The sequence below is a fragment of the Geomonas azotofigens genome, assembly GCF_018919395.1.
GTDB classification, from domain to species: domain Bacteria; phylum Desulfobacterota; class Desulfuromonadia; order Geobacterales; family Geobacteraceae; genus Geomonas; species Geomonas azotofigens.
The window spans coordinates 76,282-98,099 of sequence record NZ_JAHLME010000008.1 but is presented as its reverse complement, the minus strand read 5'-3'; the positions used below and the strand labels follow the sequence as shown (position 1 = coordinate 98,099).

Sequence of the window (21,818 nt, the reverse complement as noted above, 5' to 3'; positions counted from 1 at the left end):
GACTGCCCCGGAAGCCCCAGAGATCCCGCTATGCCGCTTAAAAAAATCCGTGCCTGGCTGTTGCCGCTTGTGGCCACCATACTGACCGTCGTCGTCCTCGCGGCGAGCCTCATCCCCCGCCTGATCGACCTGGACACCTACAAGGCCGAGATCCTGGCCCAGGTGAAAAGTTCCCTGAAACGGGACCTGCAATACCAGACCGGCGCCTTCACCATGCGGCTCACCCCCGCCTTCACCTTCACCGGCGTCACCATCAAGGAGAAGGACGGCTCCACCGACTTCGCCAGCGCCGACCGGCTCACGGTGAGGATCGCCATTCTCCCCCTGTTGCGTCGCGAAGTGGTGCTCTCCCGGATCGAGCTGGAGCGCCCGACCCTGAGGCTGTGGCGCGACCGCCAGGGGATATTCAACATCTCCGACCTGCTCACCCCCAGCGGCGGCGAGGCGCCCGGGATCCACGGCGTCGAGCTCAAGAAGGCCCAGATCCGATTCACCGACTACGCCTTCTCCGACCAGCCGGTGGTCACCGAGCTCTCCGACACCGACCTCTTCCTGGGCCGGATCACCCGCGGCAGGGATTGCGACTTCAGGCTCAACGGCCAGCTCGCCTCGGGCAAGACCAAGGTCCCCATCCAGCTCTCCGGGGTGGCGGGAATCCCCGCGGCCGGGGTCCCGTTCACCTCCATGCCGGTGCACGGCAAGATCAAGACCGGCCCGGTTGATGTCGGCCATTTCTGGCCCTACTACAGCCGTTTCGTCCCTTTCCGCGCCCTCTCCGGAAAACTGGAGCTGGAAGCCAACTTGAAGGGGCACCTGGACGCGTTCAAGGGGAAGACCGAGTTCCGCTTCACGGGGATGAACCTCGATTACCCGCAGGTGTTCCACGCCAGGCTCACGCCGAAGTCCTTCAAAGGCTCCTGCTCCCTCGAGCTCACCCAGCGCGACCTCGACATCGACCACGTCAAGGCCGACCTGGACGGCTTCAAGGTGAGCGGCAAGGTGAAGCTCTCCGACCTGCACTCAGGCGACCTGCGCATCACCGCCAATGCCAGCAGCAACAGCTTCAACCTGCGCGACTACCGGCAGTACATCCCCTACGGCATCATCGTCGACGGCACCGCGCATTTCATCGAGCAGAAGATCACCGGCGGCGTCTACCGCCTGGACCAGGGACGCCTGGACGGCAGGGTAAGCCAGATCCTGCACATGGAGCGCGGGCAGAACTACAACGTGCTCTACATCAAGGCGCACGTCGAGGACGGCGTGGTCAACTACGGCTCCGGCATCCCCATCTTCACCGGCGTCAAGGGGCAGCTCGAGCTTTCCGGCAAGGACTTCATCCTCAAGGGGATGACCGGCAGGTTCGGCACCTCACCGCTGACCCTGGAGGGGCGCATCACCGACTACCCCCTCGACCATCCCTCGCAGTACCCCTTCACCGCCAAGGTGCAGCCCAGGCAGCCCGAGGTGGTCTGGCTTCTGGGCAAGGGGATCAGCTCCTTTACCACCAACGCGATCCTCAACCTCAAGGGCGAGGGAGGCACCGACCTCTACCGGCTCTCCGGCGACAGCGACCTCGCCACGGCGACCTACGCGTTCAAGGACTTGGTCGCCAAGCCGGCGGGGCGCACCAACAGCGTCTCCTTCAGCATGGATTTCGACAAGGATCAGTTCCGGATCACCTCGCTGCGCTACCAGCTCCCCCCCGCCTCACTCTCCGCCACCGCGGTGAGCAGGTACGACGGCCCGGTCAGCTTCGACATCCGGACCAACCAGTTCCAGAGCACGGAAGTGGGCCAGCTGGTTCCCATGGTGAAGAAGTACCACCCCACCGGCATGGTCCAGCTCCAACTGCACGCCGCCGGTCCCGACATGGACCGGCTCACCTGGAGCGGCAACGTCGGGCTCGCCGGCGTCACACTGAAGCCCGGGGAGAAGATCAAGCCGTTGACCGGGGTGAACGGCACGGTGAAGGTGAACGGCGAGACCTTCGAGACCTCGCAACTGCAGGCCCGTCTTGGCAGCACCAGCATCAACGGGCGTGGGGTGGTGACCGGGCTGCAGAACCCGAACTGGCAGCTAAACTTCACCTCCCCCTCGGTCGACCCGGCGGACATTGGCTTCCCGACCGGCGGTGCGCCGGTACGGGTGGAGCGGGTCCAGGGGAGCATCAGCTACCAGAAGGACAACCTGCAGATCGCCTCGCTTTCCGGCTCGCTCGGCAAGAGTTCCTTCCAGGTGAAGGGGAGCGTCAAGGACCTGCAGCAGAAGCACACGCAGGCGGAACTGGTGGTAGGCTCCCCTTACCTGAACCCTGACGACATAATGCCGCTGTTCGGCGGGACGGGGGGGGACGGGCAGCTCACATTGCACGCTCACGTGACAGCAACTGAAGGAAAGCTGAAGGATTTCCCGTTCCAGCACCTAAAGACCACCCTATTCTACGAGAACCGCGTGCTGCAACTGCTCCCCTTCGAGTTCAACTCCTTCGAGGGGGAAGTGACCGGCAGGTTGCGCAGCGACCTCACCGCGCCGGCGCGTCACACCCTCTCGGTGACCGCGCAGAAGGTGTCGGCGGCCGCGCTGTTGCATTCGCTGGGGGTGAAGAGGCAGGAGATCACCGGCGCGATGTCCCTGCAGGGGGACTTGGCCGTGCGCGGAGAGACCGCGACCGACTTCAAGAAGAGCATCCAGGGGAACGTGAAGCTCAGGATCGAGCGCGGCAGCATCAGGAAATTCTCCACCCTCTCCAAGATCTTCTCGATCCTCAACGTTTCGCAGCTCTTCAAGGGCGAGCTTCCCGACATGGTGTCCGGAGGCATGCCCTTCAACAAGATCACCGGGGACATCGCCTTCAATAACGGCGTCGCCTCGACCCAGAACCTGTTCGTGGACAGCAACGCCATGAACATCTCGGCGGTGGGTAAAATGGACTTCGTCAAGGACGAGATCGACCTTAACGTGGGGGTGCAGCCGCTGCAGACGGTGGACAAGGTGGTGAGCAAGATTCCCATCTTCGGGTGGATCCTGACCGGGAAGGACAAGTCCCTGATCACCACGTATTTCGAGGCGAAGGGGCGTATCGAGGATCCGCAGGTGACGGCGGTGCCGGTCAAATCGCTCGCCAAGGGGGTCTTCAATATCTTCAAGCGAGTCTTCGAGCTTCCGGCGCGCCTGATCACCGACACGGGCGAAGTGATCATCGGGCGCTAAGGCGGTCTGGGGCCGTGCGTATACCAGACTTTTTTTAGTTGTAAAGTCAGGTTGGGTTGTGCTATTTTTTTTAACCGTTGTGAATTCCTTAATTTCATCCAACACGGAGGAGACTGTGAAGAAGACTTTGGTCGTATTGTTGGCAATCGTTGCCGTGGCAGCTGCCGGCTGCAAGAAGAAAGAAGAAGCTCCGCAGGCACCTGCACAGCAGGCACCGGCTGCAGCTCCCGCAACCCAGATGCCCGCAGCAGCTCCGGGCACCGATCCGCACGCAGGCCTGAAGCCGCAGGAAGTGAAGCCGGGCGCAGGTCACAAAGGTAAGGTCCTCGAGACCATGGACTCCGGCGGGTACACCTACGTCCTGATCGAGGAGAAAGGCGAGAAACTGTGGGTTGCAGCGATGCAGACCCAGGTGAAAGTCGGCGACACCGTAGAATTCCCGGATTCCCCGCCGATGATCAACTTCCAGAGCAAGACTCTGAAGCGCACCTTCGACAAGATCATCTTCGCACCGGGCCTGGCTGTCAACAAGTAAGCCGTTCCCTGCCACAAGATAAAAAAAGGCGCCCCCCGCAAGGGAGGCGCTTTTTTTTATGCTCGTTGGGGAGATTGACCCATGATCTCCGGTGACCGTTATCTGCTGCTGTTCACGAAGCGGAACAGGCGACTGACGTCCCCTATGGCACGGGTACGGTAGTGGCCAACACCGCTGCGGTCCTCCGTGTTTCTTTACTTCCTTCGTGCCCCTTTGCCCCCAGCCTTTCCGCCGGATTTACCAGGCCCGACGCCGGCCTGCGCGGCACCCTCAAGAGCGGCCTCGTCATTCGGGTCGAGCTCCAGCGCCCTCTGGTAGTGGCCTGCCGCCGCCGCACGATCCCCCTGGGCCAGGGCCAGTTCCCCCAGCGCCACGAAGGCGGGAAGGTGGTTGGGAACCAGCCGCGCCAGCTGTCGGTAGGAGCGGGTGGCGCCAGCCAGGTCGCCGCCACGCTCCTGCAAGCCCGCCAACTGCAGCCATCCCCAGGGGTTGTCCGCCTCCTGGCGTGTCATGGCCCGGCAGAGCTTGACGGCTCCCTCCCAGTCCCCTTCCTGCTCCAGCACTTCCGCCTGCAGCAGCTCGGTCACGAAACTGTAGCCGACGAGCTCCCGCTGCGCCGTGAAATCGGCCCGGGTAAAGCGCGCCTTCTTGCCAGCCTTTTGCAACGCCTTCAGCATGGACTGGCGCGAGCGCTCCACGAAGGGATCGCGGCGCACCAGGAACCCCTCCCCCTCCTCTTCCTCGAAAAGATGGGGCGGCACCTCCTTCCGGCGCACCGCGCCGTGCAGCAGTTCCGTACCCGGGTAGTACACCAGCGGCGAGACCTGCCCGTCCTGGGGACGGATCCGGTCGATGAGGCGCACCGTCTGTTGCAGGTCCTCGTCGTCCTCCCCCGGGATCCCGGTGATGAGGTAGACCGAAAGGTTGATCCCCGCCCGGCGGGCCGCGGCCGCCGCCCGTTCGACATCGGCCGGCAGGATCTTTTTCCCCAGCGCCTTGAGCATCTCCGGCGAACCGGACTCCACACCGAACTGGATGCACTCGCACCCGGCCCGTTTCATCGCCACCAGCATCTCCTGGTCCACCGCGTTGACGCGTGACTGGCAGTTCCAGAGGATGTGCAGCCGCTGCTCCTCGATCAGGCGGCAGATCTCCAGCACCCGGGCGCGGTTGGCGGTAAAGGTATCGTCGCGGAAAGAGAAGTAAATGAGGCCGTAGCGTTCCTTCAAAAGGCGCAACTCCTCGACCACCGAGGCGGGTGAGCGGAAACGGACACCGCGCCCCCAAAACAGCGGTGAGGAGCAGAACAGGCAACTGGCCGGGCAGCCGCGCGAGGTGATCACGAACTCGAGCTGGCGGCGCAGGTCGACACCGATGGTCTCCCCAACGTCCTCGAGCGGCAGCGGGAGTAGGTCCAGCTCGCTGATCGCGGCACGCGGCGCCCCTTGCATCGCGTTGTCGCCGTCGCGCCAGGCGAGCCCGGCCACTTCCGCGAGAGGCCGCCCCTGTTCCAGCGCCCGAACCAGTTCGAGCAGGGTCTCCTCCCCTTCCCCCAGGACGACGACGTCCACGTCCCGGTGTCGCTCCAGCTGCTCCCGCCACGAGTGGGTGGCGTGTGGTCCCCCCAAAACGACGCGGCAGGAGGGGACCGCCTCCTTTGCCAGCGAGGCGAGTTTCAGCGATTCCGTACGGTTGTGGGTGAATTGGGAGATGCCGACCAGGTCGGGCGAGAGCCGGAGCAGAAGCTGACGCGCCTGCTGCCAGGAGCAACCGGAGAGATTGGCCAAGGTGACCTCGTGCCCCCCCCTCCTGAGCACGCCGCCCAGGGAAAGCAGGCCGACCGGCAACAGCGAGGTGAACGGGTCCTTGGCCCCTTCGGGATGACACTTGTACGCCAGGAGAATGTTCATGCGCAGCCCATAAAAAAATCCGGCCCGAGGGCCGGATTCGTTGACGATAAAGGGGGAAGAGAGGCTAGTTGCTGGTCAGGCCGTCCTCTTCCATCGAGTTTTCGGAGTTGTCCTCCTCGACACCGAGGATCAGGTCGTCGAGCTTGAAGACATCCGGGTTGACCTTGGCGATCCGCTTGGCGCCCAGGAAGCGCGAACGGTAGTAGGAGGTGTTCAGCGAGGAGATCACGACCCTGCGGTCACGCGAGGAGGCGTGGATCATCTTGTTGTTGCCGAGGTAGATGCCGACGTGCGAAGGGTAGGACGCATAGGTGGCGAAGAAGATCAGGTCACCCCTCTGCAGGTCGCCCGGCGCCACGGCGTTGCCGACCTCGAACTGTTCGCGCGCGGTGCGCGGCAGGGATACTTCCAGCTCCTTGAAGACATGCTGCACGAAGCTGGAGCAGTCGATGCCGGAACGCGAGCTGCCACCGAAGCGGTAGCGGGTCCCCAGGAAGCCGTAAGCCGACTTTTTCAGCTCCTTGATGCTGTCCGCCTTGAGTTCCGTGTTCTTGGAAAGATCGACCTGGTGCTCCGGCTCGAGCGAGGCGAGTTCCTGGATGCTCTGCTCGTAGTCCTTCTCGTTAAAGAGATCGGGGTGACGCAGCTGCAACTTCCTGGTAACCTTGACCTTTGGCTCGTCCGCAGGCACGCTTTCCTTGAGTACCAGCACCTTCCCCGCCTTCACCCTGCTGCCGGTGATACCGTTCAACCGCTTCAGCTCCGCGACCGATACGCCGGTCTTCTTGGCGATGCGGGACAGGGTCTCGCTCTTCTTGACCTTGTACACCTTGGTGTCGGAGGCGGCCGAAGCGCTCTTCCCCTCGGAAACGGAGCGGGGGGGGATGACCAGGAGCACGCGCGGCTTGACGCTGTTGCCGACCAGGTTGTTGGCGGCCTTCAGCTCTTCGACGGTGACGTTATATTTTTTGGCGAGGGTGTATAGGGTTTCGTGCTTTTTTACGCGATGGGTCTTTGCGGCGAAGGCGAGCGAAGGTATGGAGAGCATGACGATGCACAGGGTAAAGAGCTTCAAGCTTCTTATCATGAGTCCTCCTTCATTGTTTTAGAAAAAAAAGCGGGTGCGTCAATTTATATAACAAAAGGCGCACCCTGTCAACGTTAATGACCTCTTCACGCGCGAACCCGGGAAACAAACCTCCTCATATCAGGCTTTTAGCGTTTGTGGGTGGAAGGTTTCGCTTGTTTCTTTTCCACGGTGACCCGCACCAGGGACCGATCCAGGTTCACCACCACCACACCGGGCGGGAGCCGGATCAGGTCCTTGCTGATCTGGATGTTGTTGTTCCCCTCCTTGGCCTTGGACAGGTCCAGGTCGACCACGATGTCGAGGTTCTTCGGGGATGCCACCAGGTTAGAGAAGGACTTCAGCTGCAGGTCCACCTCGTCAGGGAAGCTGCGGGTCAGGGTGAGGTTGTCGGGCAGGTTATGGAAGGTGACCGGAGCGGTCACGGTGAGGATCTCCCCCTGCCGGTAGGTGATCAGGAGCCAACTCACCACCACGACGCAGAAAATAGCGACCTTGGGCCAGAAGTTGGAGAAGAGCCGCTTGAAGATGCCGACGCGCTGCTCCTCGCGGGAGAGCGGCTGCAGCAGAGACGTCAACCGCTCGTGCAGCTGCGCCTGCGATGCCATGACCTCCAGCTCGCCCTGCAGGGAGAGGGAGACCTCGCCCCGCTCCTCGGAGACGACCACGATCACCGCGTCGGAGCGCTCGGAAAGGCCGAGGGCGGCGCGGTGGCGGGTTCCCAGGTGCTGCGGCACGTCGGCGGAGACCGACAGCGGCAGGTGGCAGGAGGCAAGTGCCACCCGGCCGTCCTTCACCAGCACCGCCCCGTCGTGCAGCGGCGAACCGGGTATGAAGATGCTGGTGACCAGGGAGCCGCTGACCAGAGAGTCCATCGGGACGCCATGCAGGATCAGGTCGTCCAGGAGTTCCTCGCGCTGGAACACCACGAGGGCGCCGATACGCTGGGAGGCGAGCGAAAAGACCGTCGAGGAAAATTCCAACAGGTCGAGGCGCACCACGCTTTCCTGGTGTTCGAACAGGTTGCGCAAAAGGCTCAGACGGTACAGGGCCTGCCGGATCTCCGACTGGAAGACCACGATCAGCAGGACCAGGAGCACCGTCCCCAGTTCCTGCAGGATCCAGCTGGTCATGAAGAGCCCCAAGCTCTTGGTGACGAAGTAGATCACGCCCAGGAACAAGAGTCCCAACACCACCTGGAGCGCCTTGGAGTTCTTGAACCAACTGTAGAGCTGGTAGAGCAGGAAGGTCATGATCAGGATATCGGCGATATCCTGCGGCCTGATTTGCGGGAACAACGGTTGCCTCCTTGGGGGACGGCGCGGGCGGGGAGCCGGAAGCGGACGGCGTTTAAAACGTGGCGGGGCCGCTTTTTGCTGGCAAGCCGTGGCGCTTTGTGCTAAAAATCAAGCCTTGCAAAAGGGCTCCCCGATTCGGGAAGCGGTCAAAATTTATAGCATTTCAGGCGCAAAAAAGGTAGGAAAATATGTACGCATTGTCGGAAAAGGGTGAGCGCATCCGCGCCATGTTCGGGAGCATAGCTCCGCGCTACGATCTTTTGAACAGGCTCCTGTCGCTCGGCATCGATCGGCGCTGGCGCCGCTTCGCCGTGGGCAAGATCGGTCTGCGCGGTCCGGGGCTCGTGTTGGACGTCGCCACCGGCACCGGCGACGTGGCGCTGGAGATAGCGACCCAGACCCCTTCTTCCGTGAACATCGTCGGCATCGACTTCACCCCGGAGATGATCGACCTTGGGCGCGTCAAGGTGCAGGAGTCCCGCCACGCCGACCGCATCAAGCTGGAAGTGGCCCCCTGCGAGGACATCCCCTATCCCGACGGCAGCTTCGACGCCGCCACCATCTCCTTCGGCATCAGGAACGTGGTTGATCGCATCAAGGGGCTGACCGAGATGCGCCGGGTGCTCAAGGACGGCGGCAAGATCGTGATCCTGGAGTTCTCCACCCCGACCATGCCGGTGTTCAAGGACATCTACCACTTCTATTTCCTGAAGGTGCTCCCCAAGATCGGCGGTGCCTTCTCCCGCTTCAGCGCCTACCAGTACCTGCCCGATTCCGTCCTCGAGTTCCCCTCCCGCGAGGTGTTCAAGGGGATGATGGAGCAGGTCGGTTTCAAGGACGTGCACCACTTCGACCTCACCGGCGGCATCGCCACCGTCTACGTCGGCACCAAGTAGAACAGGTCGAGGTTAAGGTTGAGGTTAAGAAAAAGGCTGTGGTCGATGACCACAGCCTTTTCTTTTGCCCGCCGTTGAGTTCGGGGCAGCATCTGGTTCCAGCCAACAGCACCCCCGCACCTGAAGCGCTACCGGTAGACCAGCGTCCCCCCTGTTGCGAAAGGGGGGACAGGGGGGATTTGGCTTTAGCTGCCAGCGTTTCTGAACCTCAGCCTCAGCCTTGAACTCCCTTCTGAAACATCACCCGCGCCACCGGCATCTCCGGCGCGTCCACCTCTTCTTCCAGCAGCAGGATCCTCCCGCCGTAGCCCCCGAAGAGCCGTCCCAATTCCCCCGGCTGCAGCAGGAAGTCCTTGCGATGCTCCCCCGGCATCCCCGGCGCGTCCAGTATGGTTTCCATGAGGAGCACCCCTCCCGGGGCCAGCGCCTCGATCAGCGACGGAATCAGCTCCCGTATCAGGAAGTTGAAGTTGAGGATCAGGTGGTACTCCCCGTGCGGGCGCCAGCACTCGAGGTCCGCCTCGATAAGCTCGACGCTGACGCCGACCTCGGCCGCCCGCCTCCTGGCCCGCTCCAGCCCGCGGGGCGAGATATCCACGCCGGTGGCCTCGAAACCGTGCTGCGCCAGGTAAATGCAGTTGCGTCCCTCGCCGCAGGCAAGGTCGAGGGCCCGCCGCCCCGGGATCAGGGCCATGATCCGCTCCAGCGAATGGGCCAACAGCCGCGAAGGGGTGAACGAAAAGAAATGTTCCGGGCCGCTGTAACGCTGGTCCCATTTGACGCGATCGGACTCCATGGACTGCCCCTCCCCTGCCCTTGCTCAAGTAGAGCCCAAATTCCCCATTTTAGGCCCGCTTGTCAAGCCTTTCCCACTCCCGCCGCGCAGGACTACGAAGGCTAAGGCCCAAAACAGGCTGTCGCAGCCGAAGGAGCAGAGACAGAAAAAGCAGCCTCTCCCGTGGTGCCGAGCGGACCACATCCGGCATTAGCGACATTTTCTGTCGCGCACCTGTGGTTTCCTGTAGAAAAACAGGAGGTGCACCATGATCTACCTAACCAACGACGCGCTGGACCAGGCGGTTTACTTCGAGATGCGGGGCAGGGAAGCGCTGCGCACCGGCAAATCCTTTCAGCAGGTCTACCACGGGCTCCTGGGCAACGGGGTACACGAAGTTGAGGTCACCCTGAAAAAGAGAAAGGGCTCGGTAGAGGTCGCCTTCGGCGACAGCGCGCTGTTCTGCTTCGTGGAAGAGGACGCCCTGCGCCGGATGCTGGAAGGGATGATGAAGGAAAAGACGGTGCACTAAGGCCCGCTCCCCCCGCTTGACTTCGAACTCGCAGACAGTAGCATTAGCGAATGCTAATTATTACCGATCCTCCGAGGTTCACATGCAGGCGGGCGCTTCGCGGCGCCCCACTCCCCTCGGGCGAAAACCTTCCGGTTGACGCGACCTTGCCACCCGTGGCAAAGCCCGGACCGGCCGGACACCAGCAGGATCGGCAGGGGGGGAAACCAATGAGAAAGTGGTTGTGGTGCGTCCTGATGCTCTGCGCCCTTCCGGGGCTGCGCGGCGTGTCTCACGGGGCCGGCTTCAAGGTCAGCGAGCAGGGAGCGAAGGCGATGGCGATGGGCAACGCGTTCGCGGCCCAGGCCGACGACCCGAGCGCCCTTTACTTCAACCCCGCCGGTATCGCCTTCCTCCCCGGCATCCAGATGAGCCTCGGCGCATTGGGGATCTTGGTGCCCCAGACCGAGTTCAAGGGGACCACCCCCCTGTCCGGCACGGCCCCGCTGGATACGGGGACCACCACGGCCATCGAGCACTCCCGGCGCGACATCGTCATCGCCCCAACCCTGTACGCGAGCTACGCGCTCGACACCCTTCCCCTTTGCTTCGGCTTCGGGGTCAACGCGACCTACCCGCTGTCCAAGTCCTGGAGCGACTCCAGCGTCTTCCGCAACCAGGTCCAGATCGCGTCGATCAAGCCGGTCAATTTCCAGCCCACCGTCGCCTACCGCTTCGACGACCTGAAGCTCGGGGTCGCCGCCGGCATCGACGTCACCTACGCCGTGGTGTCGCTGCAGAAGTCGCTCTACTCGCCGGCCATCGACCCCACCGCGCCGGCGCCCCCATTCGGGGCCTACGAGCTGGGCTCGCTCGGTGTGGACGGCACCGGCACCGACGTGGGGTACAATTTCGGGCTCCTGTGGAAGCCGCGCAGCGACTTGAACTTGGGCCTCGCCTACCGGAGCAAGATCACGCTCGGCATCGAGGGAGACGCCAATTACCTCGCCACCACCCCGACGGGGATGGGCGCCATAGGCCTCGCCGACTCCGCCGTCTTCCCCTACACCAGGGCCCGCGCCAGCAGCAGGGCCTCCACCAGCATCCCCCTCCCCGACACCCTGGATGTCGCGGTCGCCTGGCGGCCGACCCGGCAACTCACCCTCGAATTCGACGCCACCCGCACCGGCTGGAGCAGCTTCAAGAAGCTCGAGATCCACTTCGATTCCCCGCAGTTCGCCGCCTTCAACAACCAGCCCGACCCGAAAAACTGGCGCGATGTCTGGAGCTACAAGTTCGGCGCCCAGTACCAGGTGAATCCGCGCCTGGCCCTGCGCGCCGGCTACTCCTTTGACGAGTCCCCCGTCCCCAATGAGACCGTGGACCCGCTGCTCCCCGATGCGGACCGGCACAGCTTCTCGGTGGGGGCCGGCATCGGCAACGCCCTCGGCACAGTCGATCTTGCCTACATGTGGGTGCACTTCGTGGACCGCACGGTGCACAACCAGGACATGACCACCCTGCGCGGCGCCAACGGCGTCTATAAGAGTGACGCCTACCTGCTGGCCGCCAACCTGAACCTCAAGTTCTGACGCCTAAACGGCTGCGGAGGAAACCATGACTCAGCACCTGCTACGCCTGTTCGGCATCCTGCTGTTGCTCGTGACCCTGGCCGGGTGCGGCTCGGACTCGGGCATGAGCCAGTCGGTGAGCCCCAACACCGCCCTTTTCGACCCCAGCACCGGCGAGGTGCCGCTCCCCAACGTGCTGGCCACCGCCACGGCCCGCGACCCTATCACCCAGTACACCGACCCGGTCACGGGAGCGGTGGGTGTGAGGCCCGCCAACCGCCCCATGAACCCGCTGGAGGCCCTCGCCTACGTGAACCGTTACGAGGTCGGCGGCACCAATGCCGTGGCCGGCGTCAACGCGCCGATCTACCTGCGCTTCGCCCGGCCGCTGCAGCCCGCAACGGTCAACGGCAACAACATCAAGGTGTTCCGTATCGGAGCCGACAGCGCGGCACCGAGCGCCACCGAGAATACCCCGCTCCGCTTCAGCGATGTCACCGGCACGTTCAGCTTCAGCTACACCGCCGGGCGCAGCGACGTCTCGCTCTTCCCCAGGTTCCCGCTTCAGCCCGGCAGCCGCTACGTGTACCTGGTGACCAACCGGGTCAAGGACGCGGCCACCGGTGGCTCCGTGAGCAGCTCGGTCTATTTCTCCGCCTTGAAGTCGGAGCTTCCCCTGCTCGGCCCCTTCGCGCCGCTCGAGCAGATCAGGGGCAACACGCTGGACGGCAGCGGCAACGTGCTCTTCTCCGGCTACGCCAAGGTGATGAACGACCTCACCGCCGCGCCGTCGGTCACCAGCGTTTCGAGCCGCGACCAGATCGCCCTCTTTGGGCGCTTCAACACCACGGCGGCGGGTTTCGTGGCCACCGACCCGGCCGATCCGGTCGGGAGCCTGGTGTCGGTGGAAAGCGCGCTGCGCGCCTTCGCCGCCGGCAGCGACCTCCCCGGCGGGCTGCCCGGCAAGACCTGGCTCGGCGCCGGGCTGAACGCCGCCACCGTGACCGCGACCCTCGCCCCGGCAGCCTACTGGAGCGCGGTGTTAGCCGGGACCGGTATTCCAGCGGTAGCGCCGGCCAGCGTCGGCGCCGTGATCACCGGAAGCATCGCCAGTGCCGACATCTCCATGAACCCCGTGGTCGCCCGGGGCAACCCGGTCATGAACCAGAACGTCGCCTTCGGCAGCTACAGCGCGGCGAGCGCGGTGCTGCTCCCCTTCCGCGATGCGGGGACCGGCAGGCTCACCGGCTTCTACTACAGCAACCGCCAGATCCCCTTCGTCTACTTCGCCCCTTCGGGGACTGCTCCCGCCGGGGGATGGCCCCTCGCCATCTACCAGCACGCCATCAACGGCAGCAAGGAGCAGGCGATCGCCGTGGCCGGCACCCTCACCGCCGCGGGGTATGCCGTGGTCGCCATCGATCTCCCGCTGCACGGCGCTCTCGCCCTGCCGGGACACCTGACCGGCACCGTCTGGGGAGAGGACTTCATCGCGCTGGGAGCGCCGCTGGCCGCGCGTACCAACATGCAGCAGGCCGCCTTCAACCTGGACCGGCTGGAGCTGGTAGTGGCGACCCCGTCGTTCAACCCGGCTTTCGCCGGGCACGGATTCGCCGCACTGGGGGCCAACGCGCCCAACCCGGGATTGAAACCGAAATATGTCGGGGTAAGCTTGGGCGCCATCGTCGGGGCCTACTACCTGGCCGGCAACACCACCCTCTCCGCGACGGCGGGGACCCCTCCCTATAGCCAGGCCACCCTCGACGCCGACATGAAGGGGCTTTTGAGCGTCCCCGGTGCGCGCATCGCCTACCTGTTGCGTGACAGCGTCGACTTCGGTCCCAGCATCAACGCCGGCCTCGCCCGAGCCGGGATACCCTCCGGCTCGCCGACCTACGAGAAGTTCTTCCAGCTGACCCAGTCGGTGTTCGACCCGGTCGACCCCGCCACCATGACCACGCCGCTTCCCGACCTGCGCACCGCAAGCGCGCTCCCCTCCCGGCTTTCCGGCAGGGTCTTGATCCAGGAGGCGACCAGCACGGCCTTCGACGCCAACGGGCGCCCGACCAACGGCGACCTGGTGATACCGAACTGGAGCACCCGGTACCTGGGTGACGCCCTGGGAGGGCGCGGCGCGCTGGGGACCCCGGAGGCATTCGCGGTGGCGCCCGGCTTCGACCAGTTGAGCTACCTCTCCGGCCGGGTCCCCGTCCCCTTCATGACGACCGTCTCCGGCGGCGCCGTGGTCCCCAAGGCCGCCCCCGCCGCGGGAGATGCCGGCGCGGCCGGGCCGCGCGAAGGGTACTTCCAGTTCGACCAGCCCGACGTGAGCCACGGCTTCCTCATCGATCCGGTCACCTCGCCGCAGAGCTTCCTCTTGGGCCAGCGGCAAATGTTCTACTTCGTCCGCACCGGCTTGGTGATCGATCCCACCGTCGTCTCCGCCTCGCTCCCCAAGGGGAGCCGTACCCTGCCGTCCCTGCCGCTCTACCGGGTGATCCCGGCGCCGGCAGCGCGGCTCTTCGCCGCTCCGTCCTGATCCAGCCGGGCCCCGCCATCTCGGGCGGGGCCCGCCCCCCATCCGGCACCACCCAGGCCGCCACCCCCCTTCCCCAATTCCTTTGCAGGCACTCCCCAGCTAAACTTAGCTCTCGACAAAATTGGCCTTTTGCAATATATTCCGCGAATCGTGTATACATTTTTCGCCGTGCCGTCCGCACGGTTACGGATACCAGTCACCATCAATCCCACGCAAAGGAGAACAGAATCGATGGCAACTCCAGAGTTCAAGTACCAGGAAGCTTTCCCGCTCGGGCCGGACACCACCAAGTACCGCCTCATCCCGGACTCCCAGCAGTATGTCTCGGTCGCCAACTTCGAAGGGCAGGAGATCCTCAAGGTGTCTCCGGAGGCACTTACCGTGGTGGCCAACGCCGCCATGAAGGACCTCTCCTTCCTGCTCCGCCCGGAGCACAACGAGATGGTCGCCAAGATCCTGACCGATCCGGAAGCCTCCCAAAACGACAAGGGTGTTGCCCTCGCCTTCCTGAGAAACGCCGAGGTTGCGGCGAATTTCGAGCTCCCCATCTGCCAGGACACCGGCACCGCCATCGTCATGGGCAAAAAGGGCCAGCAGGTCTGGACCGGCGCCAACGACGAGGAGTATCTCTCCAAAGGGGTCTATAGGACCTACACCGAGGAGAACCTGCGCTACTCGCAGACCGTGGCGCTTGACATGTACAAGGAGACCAACACCGGGACCAACCTCCCGGCCCAGATCGACCTGTACGCCACCAAGGGCGCCGAGTACAAGTTCCTGTTCATGGCCAAGGGTGGCGGCTCCGCCAACAAGACCTACCTGTACCAGGAGACCAAGGCTCTCTTGAACCCGGACAGCCTGATCAAGTTCCTGGTGGCCAAGATGAAGACCCTCGGGACCGCGGCCTGCCCCCCCTACCACCTGGCCTTCGCCATCGGCGGCACCAGCGCCGAGGCCTGCCTGAAGACCGTCAAGCTCGCCAGCGCCAAGTACCTCGACGCGCTCCCGACCAGCGGCAATGAGCACGGCCAGGCCTTCCGCGACTTGGCCCTCGAGGCGGAGCTCTTGAAGGCGGCACAGGAGTCCGGCATCGGCGCCCAGTTCGGCGGCAAGTACTTCGCCCACGACGTGCGCATCATCCGCCTGCCGCGCCATGGCGCGTCCTGCCCGGTCGGCATGGGCGTTTCCTGCTCGGCGGACCGCAACATCAAGGCGAAGATCAACAAGGAAGGGATCTGGGTCGAGCAGATGGACGAGAACCCGGGGCGCCTCATCCCCGAGCGTTTCCGCGGCAAGCACGAGCACGGCGTCAAGATCAACCTGAACCAGCCCATGAAGGACATCCTGGCCGAGCTCTCCAAGCACCCGGTCTCCACCCCGCTGCTCCTCTCCGGCACCATCGTGGTCGGCCGCGACATCGCTCACGCCAAGTTCAAGGAGATCCTCGACTCCGGCAAGCCGCTTCCGGAGTACCTGAAGAACCACCCGATCTACTACGCTGGCCCGGCCAAGACCCCGGTAGGCAAGCCCTCCGGCTCCTTCGGCCCCACCACCGCCGGCCGCATGGACTCCTACGTCGACCTGTTGCAGGCCAACGGCGGCTCGATGGTCATGATCGCCAAAGGGAACCGCTCCCAGCAGGTGACCGACGCCTGCAAGAAGCACGGCGGCTTCTACCTCGGCTCCATCGGCGGCCCGGCCGCTATCCTCGCCGAGGAGAACATCAAGAAGGTCGAGTGCATCGACTTCCCCGAACTGGGGATGGAGGCGGTCTGGAAGATCGAGGTGGAGGACTTCCCGGCGTTCATCCTGGTGGACGACAAGGGGAACGACTTCTTCAAGCAGTTGGGTATCTAGGGCAAGAGGCAGGGGGGCGAATGATTATTCGCCCCTACAGAAGCGTTGGTTGAACAAAAGCCCCCGTTGCCGTCATGGCAGCGGGGGCTTTTTTAGTAGCATGGTGAGCCGGAAGAGACGTAGGCCCTTGGGCGGGGTTTTCCAGCCCCTAGCCCTGCCGTTACATATAAACCATGACCCGGAAGTGGAGCCTGCCGTCCATGGTGGTGAAGGGAATGGTGACCCCCTTGCACTGCACGCTCATGCTGCCGTCCATGGTGGACTGCTCGGGGGGGTCGGTCATCGGCCGCAGGCGCCCGGAAAGGACCAGGGGGAGCCCGAGGGCCACGCTGCCATACTGTTCATGGTACTTGGTCTTGAAGACCCCGGCGATGTTGTTGGCCACCTCGCCGACCGCGTCGTTGATCGCCTCGTCGTCCGCCTCATCCAGCATCAGGAGGTCCTTGGCGATCTGTTCGGCAGGCCCCTTCTCGGTGGCGAAGATGATGTAGCCGACCCGGTCTCCGGCGACGCCAACGATGCCCACGACGTCGCTATGCAGCGGGTTGATCTTCTTCTCCACCTTCCCCGCATAGATGTCGGTGTTCATGTAGCTCTTGAAGGTATCCTGCGTGGCGGACATGATGGTGAACATGATCTCTTCGAACGTTATGCTGTTGCTCAAGGCAACCCCCTTCACTCAATGGATAATTGACAATGGCTGATTGACAATGGGAACCCGGATAACAGGCAGGTTCCAGTCTCTCTCTTCGTCACTTTCTCCGCCGGCTTTAGGGCCTATGGCCAAAATCGCCTAGATCCCCGTCAACTCCTCGATCTTCAGCTCCAGGTCGTCGCCGTTCACCCGCGCCACTTGCCCATTCTCCTCCTCGGTGCGGATCACCCCCTCGTCGATCCATACCTGCAGACGCTCCATCTCCACGCCGAATTTCTCGCACGCCTCCGCCGGGGTGTACCAAGTCTTGGATACCAGCATGATCGATTCCTCCTTCGCTTCGGTCCCACCCGGAGCTGAGGCGTCCGCCCCAAAAAAAGAGAGCGGTGGCCTCGGTTTTAATTACAGTTCCACCGTTGGATGGTACCGCTTATGACTACCATGTCAAGCGGGAGGCGGGGCGTAGCACCGCAAAACGATTAACATTTTCGGCGAATGCGTTTTTTTACTTTTCTCCGGCGGAGTTGTGCCGATAAGAGGAGGACGGCTACTTAATGAGTAGTTAGCAGCGAGGGCACATGCAAAACAAGGAACAACAACGCGAAACGGTCCTGTTCGTGGACGACGAGAAAAGTTACCTGGCCTACACCAGCGAGCTCTTCGAGAACAGGGGACTCAACGTCCTGACCGCGTCTTCAGCCATGGAGGCGCTGGAGATCGTCGAGCACCAGTCCGTAGCCGTGGTGATTTCGGACAACGAGATGCCCGGCATGCGCGGCATCGAGCTCCTCTCTCGCATCAAGGAGGTCTCGCCCCACACGGTGAAGATCATGATGACCGGGAGCGCCGACCTTTCCACGACCCTGGCGGCCATCAACAGCGGCGAGGTGTTCCGTTTCGTCCTGAAACCGTGGAAGAAGGCCGAGATGCTGCGGGCCGTGAAGGACGGCATCCGCCGCTACCGCGTGCTGCAGGCTATCAAGCGGGAGGACGAGTTCATCCTGCACTCGCTGGCGCAGACCATCGAGTTGAAGGACGCCTGCACCAAGGGGCATTGCGACCGGGTGGCCACCCTGGCCCTCAGGCTGGCGGGGAAGCTCGGCGTCCCGGAGGATGTTCAGCAGGAGATCCGGTACGGGAGCTGGCTGCACGACTGCGGCAAGATCGGGGTACCCGAGGCGATTTTGAACGCCGAGCGGGCGCTGACGCCGGAGGAGTTCAAAATCGTCATGAAGCATCCCGAATGGGGGTGCGAGGTGGTGCGCAAGGCGAATCTCTCCAAGACGGTTCAGAACATCGTGCTCTATCACCACGAGAGATTCGACGGCAAGGGGTACCCCTACGGGCTGGAAGGGAGCCAGATCCCGATCGAAGCGCAGATCGTGGCGACGGCCGACATCTGCGACGCGTTGACCATGGACCGCCCCTACCGGAGGGGGTTCAACCGCGAAGAGGTGATGTGGACCATGAAGGGGATGAGCGGCTCCAACCTCGACCCCAAGCTGGTGCAGGTGCTCTTCTTCCTGCTGGCCGAAGACCAACCGACCGAAATCTGAAAAACCATTGGCCACGGAGAAAATCTGAGGAAATCCGAGAGAACCAAAAACTTTACTGGTAACCCCAAGCTCCTGGTTTTGCCTGCTCCGAAGTGCTCAGATTTTCTCCGTGGCTAAAGGTTTTGCATAAAAAAAGGGAGCATCGCTGACGCTCCCCCTTACCGACGGCCGATCCGGGCCGTTTATTTCTTCTTGCGTACCTCGTCCAGCGCCTTCTCGAAACGCTTCTCGTCGAACCCCTTCAGCACCTTGGCATCCTCCCCGATCACGATGACGGGAACCCCCTGGCTCTTGTACTTGCCGGTGACCAGTTCCATCGCCGCGCTGTCGATTTCAACATCGCGGTTTATGAAGGGGATGTTGTTCCTGGTGAAGTATTCCTTGGCGGCCTTGCAGTGGGGGCACCAGGAGGTGGAGAAGAGGACGACCTTGGGATACTTGGTCTGGACGCTGTGGCTGCCCAGCGGACTCTGCTGGAGTTGCTCGGCGCCGACCCCGGCGGCCGGGGCCAGCAGGGATACGGCCACTATTGCGGTCAACAGGATGCGCATGTTCACTCCCCCTTTGCTTCTTTTTTAACGTTGCCGGCTACATTGAGCTGGCGCCGGACCAGCTTGAAAGTGAGCGTCTTCGGGTTGCCGGGACGCCGCACCAGGATGAGCACCGGGGTCCCTGCACGCCCGCGCAGGCGCCGCTCGACGATGAACTTGAAGTCGCTCCCGGCGGTCGGGGTGCCGTCGACCTGGGTGATGATGTCACCGGCCTTGATCCCGGCCAGATGCGCCGGTCCCCCCGCTACCAGTTGCCGCACCACGATGGTGCCGTCGCCCCTGGGGACGCCGTCGATGCCGACGCCACCGAAAGCGGCGGTGGCCTGGGCGTGCCCCGGCAGGGTCACCAGGGCGAAGAGCAGTATGGCGCATAGGGTCTTGATCATGGCCAGTGAAGTTATACGAGAGGCACCCCGGCTGTCAACTATGCTTTTGCCGTGATAAGCCCTCTATGTTATAAATGATGCTTTAAAATCCACCAGTGGAGTCGTTCACATGACCGCTAGAACCAAGGTGAAACAGGCGCTGGACCAAGGTAAACCCGGCAGCACCATCCTCGTCAAAGGGTGGGCGCGCACGGTCAGAAACAGTAAAGAGGTCACCTTCATCTCTCTCAATGACGGCTCGTGCCTCTCCGGGATCCAGGTGGTGGTCGAGCCCGACCTCGAGAACTACGAGGAGGTGACCGGCATCGGCACCGGCAGCGCCCTGGCGGTTACCGGGCAGTTGCAGGAGTCGCCGGCAGCAGGGCAGGCCCTGGAACTGAAGGCGCAGCGGATCGAGGTGGTCGGGGGAGCGGACCAGGAATACCCGATGCAGAAAAAGCGGCACACCTTCGAGTACCTGCGCACCATCGCGCACCTGCGGGTGCGCAGCAACACCTTCGGCGCCGTCTTCCGGGTGCGCTCGGCCCTGGCCCAGGAGGTGCACCGCTTCTTCGCGGAACGCGGCTTCCTCTACGTGCACACCCCCATCATCACCGCCAACGACTGCGAGGGGGCCGGCGAGCTGTTCCGGGTCACCACGCTCGACCTCGCCCGCCCGCCGCTGGTGAACGGCGAAGTCGACTTCTCCAAGGACTTCTTCGCCACCGCCACCGGGCTCACCGTGAGCGGCCAGTTGGAGGGGGAGCTCTTCGCCCAGGCCTTCTCCGACATCTACACCTTCGGGCCGACCTTCCGGGCAGAGAACTCGAACACGGCCCGCCATGCGGCCGAGTTCTGGATGATCGAACCGGAGATGGCCTTCGCCGACCTGGCCGACGACGCCGACCTCGCCGAGGCCTTCTTCAAGAGACTGTGCCGCTTCGCGCTGGACCACTGCGGCGAGGACATGAACTTCTTCAACACCCAGATCGACAAGGGGCTGATCCAGAGGATCGAGGCGGTGGCGCAGGCGTCGTTTGCGCGCATGGACTACGGCGAGGCGATCGAACGGCTCAAGAAGGCGCCGGTGTCGTTCCAGTTCCCCGTGGAGTGGGGGCTCGACCTGCAAAGCGAGCACGAGCGTTACCTGACCGAGCAAGTGGTGGGAGGTCCCGTCTTTATCCTCAATTACCCGAAGGAGATCAAGGCCTTCTACATGCGGCAGAACGACGGCGGCAAGACGGTCGCCGCCATGGACCTGCTGGTTCCCAAGGTGGGGGAGATCATCGGCGGGAGCCAGCGCGAGGAGCGTCTGGACCTCTTGGAACAGCGCATGCGGGAAACGGGGATCGCTCCGGAATCCCTTTCCTGGTACCTCGATACCAGGCGCTGGGGCTCGACGCCGCACGCCGGCTTCGGGCTTGGCTTCGAGAGGCTGATCATGTACCTCACCGGGATGGAGAACATCAGGGACGTCATCCCCTTCCCCAGGACGCCGAGACATGCGGAGTTCTAGAGACAGGTAAAGATTACGACTGAGAGAACTGCAAAGCGGGAAAAAAGAGAGGCAAGGGCCATGGCGACCTTTGCCTCTCTTCTTTTCTCAGTCTTAGTCTCAGTCTTAATCCGTTTTTTGCGCCGCCTGCGGCCAGTAGCTGCCCCCGGTAAGGACCGCCTTTATCTTCCCGATCTTCACCTTGGTCGAAACCATCACCGGTATCTTGAGGGCGTCGTCGGTGAGCCAGACCTTCACCTCGCCGGTACGGGCGAAGAAGCCGTCGGCCTTCATCATGGGCTGCACCACGATGGTCTTGAAACGCCCCACCGGCGTCTCGATCTCTTCCCGTTTGAGGACCTTTACCTCGGTGTTCCACAGCTTCTTGCAGTCATAGATGTCCACGAAGAGGGAGCGACCGGGGACCAGATCCAGGGTACGGACGTAGTAGACGATGGAAAGCGGATCGTAGGTGGTGGCGCTGATGTCGTCGATGCGCTGGGTCTTGTGCAGGAGGTCCTTCGACTCAACCTTGAGCTTCTGCTGGTCGAACCTGGCCTCTTTGAGGCGCCGGTGGCTTCCCTCGCTGATCTTGTTGCGGAAGTATTTTGGGAAACCGAAGCGGTCGCCGCTGCCGCGCACCACCACGGACTCGGCACGATCCTCCACCCGGAAGAAGGTGTCCAGCCACGGCGTGGAACGGGTGGTGGTGACGATGTGGAGTTCGTTACCCTTGGTGCTCAGTTCCTGGGTCGTGGTGCCCGCCTTGACGCCGGTCCAACTGACGTCGTAAACCAACTTTTCGTTGGGGCTCATGGCGCTGGCAGGAAGGGCGGAAAGGATGAGAACGGCGAAAAAGGACAATAAGGCTGAAATTTTCATTCCCACAGATTAGCCCCTCGCGATATTTTATTTCAAGAGAAAAACGTTAGGCATTACCTAATGTTAGACGTTTCACACGAGGCGGCGTCGAAATCGGGGAATTCGACGTGGGAGGTTGTCCT

At 63.2% G+C, this 21,818-nt stretch carries 18 protein-coding genes; 9 read left to right on the top strand and 9 right to left on the bottom strand.

Annotation, left to right across the window (positions count from 1 at the left end):
• Nucleotides 1–30: 30 nt before the first annotated feature.
• Both KOL99_RS19650 and KOL99_RS19645 read left to right on the top strand, forming a co-directional pair.
• Nucleotides 31–3,213, top strand: a complete 3,183-nt coding sequence (locus KOL99_RS19650) for a DUF3971 domain-containing protein (RefSeq protein ID WP_216512171.1) — start codon at nucleotides 31–33, stop codon at nucleotides 3,211–3,213.
• A gap of 115 nt (nucleotides 3,214–3,328) precedes the next feature.
• The gene (locus KOL99_RS19645; RefSeq protein ID WP_216512170.1) at nucleotides 3,329–3,748 is read left to right on the top strand and encodes a hypothetical protein; all 420 of its coding nucleotides are present in this window, start codon (nucleotides 3,329–3,331) and stop codon (nucleotides 3,746–3,748) included.
• A 194-nt stretch (nucleotides 3,749–3,942) separates the two neighbouring features.
• On the opposite strand, the gene KOL99_RS19640 is transcribed toward KOL99_RS19645, so the two are convergent.
• The 3 genes from KOL99_RS19640 to cdaA form a co-directional block, all read right to left on the bottom strand.
• A complete protein-coding gene (locus KOL99_RS19640) occupies nucleotides 3,943–5,658 on the bottom strand; it encodes a B12-binding domain-containing radical SAM protein (protein ID WP_216512169.1) in 1,716 nt (571 codons plus the stop codon).
• Between the two features lie 64 nt (nucleotides 5,659–5,722).
• Nucleotides 5,723–6,745: a C40 family peptidase gene (locus tag KOL99_RS19635; protein ID WP_216512168.1), complete on the bottom strand. Its 1,023-nt coding sequence runs from the start codon at nucleotides 6,743–6,745 to the stop codon at nucleotides 5,723–5,725.
• 128 nt (nucleotides 6,746–6,873) lie between these two features.
• Complete coding sequence (cdaA, locus tag KOL99_RS19630) at nucleotides 6,874–8,043, bottom strand: diadenylate cyclase CdaA (RefSeq protein ID WP_216512167.1); 1,170 nt, start codon at nucleotides 8,041–8,043, stop codon at nucleotides 6,874–6,876.
• A 188-nt stretch (nucleotides 8,044–8,231) separates the two neighbouring features.
• Here cdaA and ubiE point away from each other — a divergent pair, with 188 nt between their 5' ends.
• Nucleotides 8,232–8,939 (top strand): bifunctional demethylmenaquinone methyltransferase/2-methoxy-6-polyprenyl-1,4-benzoquinol methylase UbiE, encoded by a 708-nt coding sequence (gene ubiE / locus KOL99_RS19625; RefSeq protein WP_216512166.1) that lies wholly within the window; start codon nucleotides 8,232–8,234, stop codon nucleotides 8,937–8,939.
• A gap of 214 nt (nucleotides 8,940–9,153) precedes the next feature.
• Here the strand turns inward: ubiE and KOL99_RS19620 are convergent, their stop codons facing one another.
• Nucleotides 9,154–9,735 (bottom strand): class I SAM-dependent methyltransferase, encoded by a 582-nt coding sequence (locus tag KOL99_RS19620; protein WP_216512165.1) that lies wholly within the window; start codon nucleotides 9,733–9,735, stop codon nucleotides 9,154–9,156.
• Nucleotides 9,736–9,982: 247 nt separating this feature from the next.
• Here KOL99_RS19620 and KOL99_RS19615 point away from each other — a divergent pair, with 247 nt between their 5' ends.
• The 4 genes from KOL99_RS19615 to KOL99_RS19600 all read left to right on the top strand — a co-directional run bounded on the left by KOL99_RS19615 (nucleotide 9,983) and on the right by KOL99_RS19600 (nucleotide 16,192).
• Entirely contained in the window at nucleotides 9,983–10,246 is a 264-nt protein-coding gene (locus KOL99_RS19615) for a hypothetical protein (protein WP_216512164.1), read from the top strand.
• A gap of 209 nt (nucleotides 10,247–10,455) precedes the next feature.
• A complete protein-coding gene (locus tag KOL99_RS19610) occupies nucleotides 10,456–11,817 on the top strand; it encodes an OmpP1/FadL family transporter (RefSeq protein WP_216512163.1) in 1,362 nt (453 codons plus the stop codon).
• 25 nt (nucleotides 11,818–11,842) lie between these two features.
• A complete protein-coding gene (locus KOL99_RS19605; protein WP_216512162.1) occupies nucleotides 11,843–14,335 on the top strand; it encodes an Ig-like domain-containing protein in 2,493 nt (830 codons plus the stop codon).
• 231 nt (nucleotides 14,336–14,566) lie between these two features.
• Nucleotides 14,567–16,192, top strand: a complete 1,626-nt coding sequence (locus KOL99_RS19600) for a fumarate hydratase (RefSeq protein ID WP_216512161.1) — start codon at nucleotides 14,567–14,569, stop codon at nucleotides 16,190–16,192.
• A 160-nt stretch (nucleotides 16,193–16,352) separates the two neighbouring features.
• Here KOL99_RS19600 and KOL99_RS19595 read toward each other — a convergent pair whose 3' ends face one another.
• Both KOL99_RS19595 and KOL99_RS19590 read right to left on the bottom strand, forming a co-directional pair.
• Nucleotides 16,353–16,856 (bottom strand): chemotaxis protein CheX, encoded by a 504-nt coding sequence (locus KOL99_RS19595; protein WP_224984964.1) that lies wholly within the window; start codon nucleotides 16,854–16,856, stop codon nucleotides 16,353–16,355.
• 129 nt (nucleotides 16,857–16,985) lie between these two features.
• On the bottom strand, nucleotides 16,986–17,168 hold the full coding sequence (locus tag KOL99_RS19590) for a MerR family transcriptional regulator (RefSeq protein ID WP_216512160.1): 183 nt from the start codon (nucleotides 17,166–17,168) through the stop codon (nucleotides 16,986–16,988).
• Nucleotides 17,169–17,425: 257 nt separating this feature from the next.
• Between KOL99_RS19590 and KOL99_RS19585 the strand changes: the two genes are divergently transcribed.
• Nucleotides 17,426–18,403: an HD-GYP domain-containing protein gene (locus tag KOL99_RS19585; RefSeq protein ID WP_216512159.1), complete on the top strand. Its 978-nt coding sequence runs from the start codon at nucleotides 17,426–17,428 to the stop codon at nucleotides 18,401–18,403.
• 182 nt (nucleotides 18,404–18,585) lie between these two features.
• Here KOL99_RS19585 and KOL99_RS19580 read toward each other — a convergent pair whose 3' ends face one another.
• Both KOL99_RS19580 and KOL99_RS19575 read right to left on the bottom strand, forming a co-directional pair.
• Nucleotides 18,586–18,954 (bottom strand): glutaredoxin domain-containing protein, encoded by a 369-nt coding sequence (locus KOL99_RS19580; protein ID WP_216512158.1) that lies wholly within the window; start codon nucleotides 18,952–18,954, stop codon nucleotides 18,586–18,588.
• A 2-nt stretch (nucleotides 18,955–18,956) separates the two neighbouring features.
• Nucleotides 18,957–19,340 (bottom strand): S41 family peptidase, encoded by a 384-nt coding sequence (locus KOL99_RS19575; RefSeq protein ID WP_216512157.1) that lies wholly within the window; start codon nucleotides 19,338–19,340, stop codon nucleotides 18,957–18,959.
• 109 nt (nucleotides 19,341–19,449) lie between these two features.
• On the opposite strand from KOL99_RS19575, the gene asnS reads away from it, so the two are divergent.
• Nucleotides 19,450–20,835: an asparagine--tRNA ligase gene (asnS, locus tag KOL99_RS19570; RefSeq protein WP_216512156.1), complete on the top strand. Its 1,386-nt coding sequence runs from the start codon at nucleotides 19,450–19,452 to the stop codon at nucleotides 20,833–20,835.
• 105 nt (nucleotides 20,836–20,940) lie between these two features.
• Here asnS and KOL99_RS19565 read toward each other — a convergent pair whose 3' ends face one another.
• Nucleotides 20,941–21,696, bottom strand: coding sequence for a DUF3108 domain-containing protein (locus KOL99_RS19565; RefSeq protein ID WP_216512155.1), 756 nt, complete (start codon nucleotides 21,694–21,696; stop codon nucleotides 20,941–20,943).
• Nucleotides 21,697–21,818 lie beyond the last annotated feature (122 nt).

Excerpts from the sequence above, each read along its gene's own strand:
- KOL99_RS19650 (WP_216512171.1), top strand. The coding sequence starts at position 31 with ATGCCGCTTAAAAAAATCCGTGCCTGGCTGTTGCCGCTTGTGGCCACC.
- KOL99_RS19640 (WP_216512169.1), bottom strand. The coding sequence starts at position 5,658 with ATGAACATTCTCCTGGCGTACAAGTGTCATCCCGAAGGGGCCAAGGAC.
- KOL99_RS19635 (WP_216512168.1), bottom strand. The coding sequence starts at position 6,745 with ATGATAAGAAGCTTGAAGCTCTTTACCCTGTGCATCGTCATGCTCTCC.
- ubiE (WP_216512166.1), top strand. The coding sequence starts at position 8,232 with ATGTACGCATTGTCGGAAAAGGGTGAGCGCATCCGCGCCATGTTCGGG.
- KOL99_RS19620 (WP_216512165.1), bottom strand. The coding sequence starts at position 9,735 with ATGGAGTCCGATCGCGTCAAATGGGACCAGCGTTACAGCGGCCCGGAA.
- KOL99_RS19615 (WP_216512164.1), top strand. The coding sequence starts at position 9,983 with ATGATCTACCTAACCAACGACGCGCTGGACCAGGCGGTTTACTTCGAG.
- KOL99_RS19610 (WP_216512163.1), top strand. The coding sequence starts at position 10,456 with ATGAGAAAGTGGTTGTGGTGCGTCCTGATGCTCTGCGCCCTTCCGGGG.
- KOL99_RS19605 (WP_216512162.1), top strand. The coding sequence starts at position 11,843 with ATGACTCAGCACCTGCTACGCCTGTTCGGCATCCTGCTGTTGCTCGTG.
- KOL99_RS19600 (WP_216512161.1), top strand. The coding sequence starts at position 14,567 with ATGGCAACTCCAGAGTTCAAGTACCAGGAAGCTTTCCCGCTCGGGCCG.
- KOL99_RS19590 (WP_216512160.1), bottom strand. The coding sequence starts at position 17,168 with ATGCTGGTATCCAAGACTTGGTACACCCCGGCGGAGGCGTGCGAGAAA.
- KOL99_RS19585 (WP_216512159.1), top strand. The coding sequence starts at position 17,426 with ATGCAAAACAAGGAACAACAACGCGAAACGGTCCTGTTCGTGGACGAC.
- KOL99_RS19580 (WP_216512158.1), bottom strand. The coding sequence starts at position 18,954 with ATGCGCATCCTGTTGACCGCAATAGTGGCCGTATCCCTGCTGGCCCCG.
- KOL99_RS19575 (WP_216512157.1), bottom strand. The coding sequence starts at position 19,340 with ATGATCAAGACCCTATGCGCCATACTGCTCTTCGCCCTGGTGACCCTG.
- asnS (WP_216512156.1), top strand. The coding sequence starts at position 19,450 with ATGACCGCTAGAACCAAGGTGAAACAGGCGCTGGACCAAGGTAAACCC.
- KOL99_RS19565 (WP_216512155.1), bottom strand. The coding sequence starts at position 21,696 with ATGAAAATTTCAGCCTTATTGTCCTTTTTCGCCGTTCTCATCCTTTCC.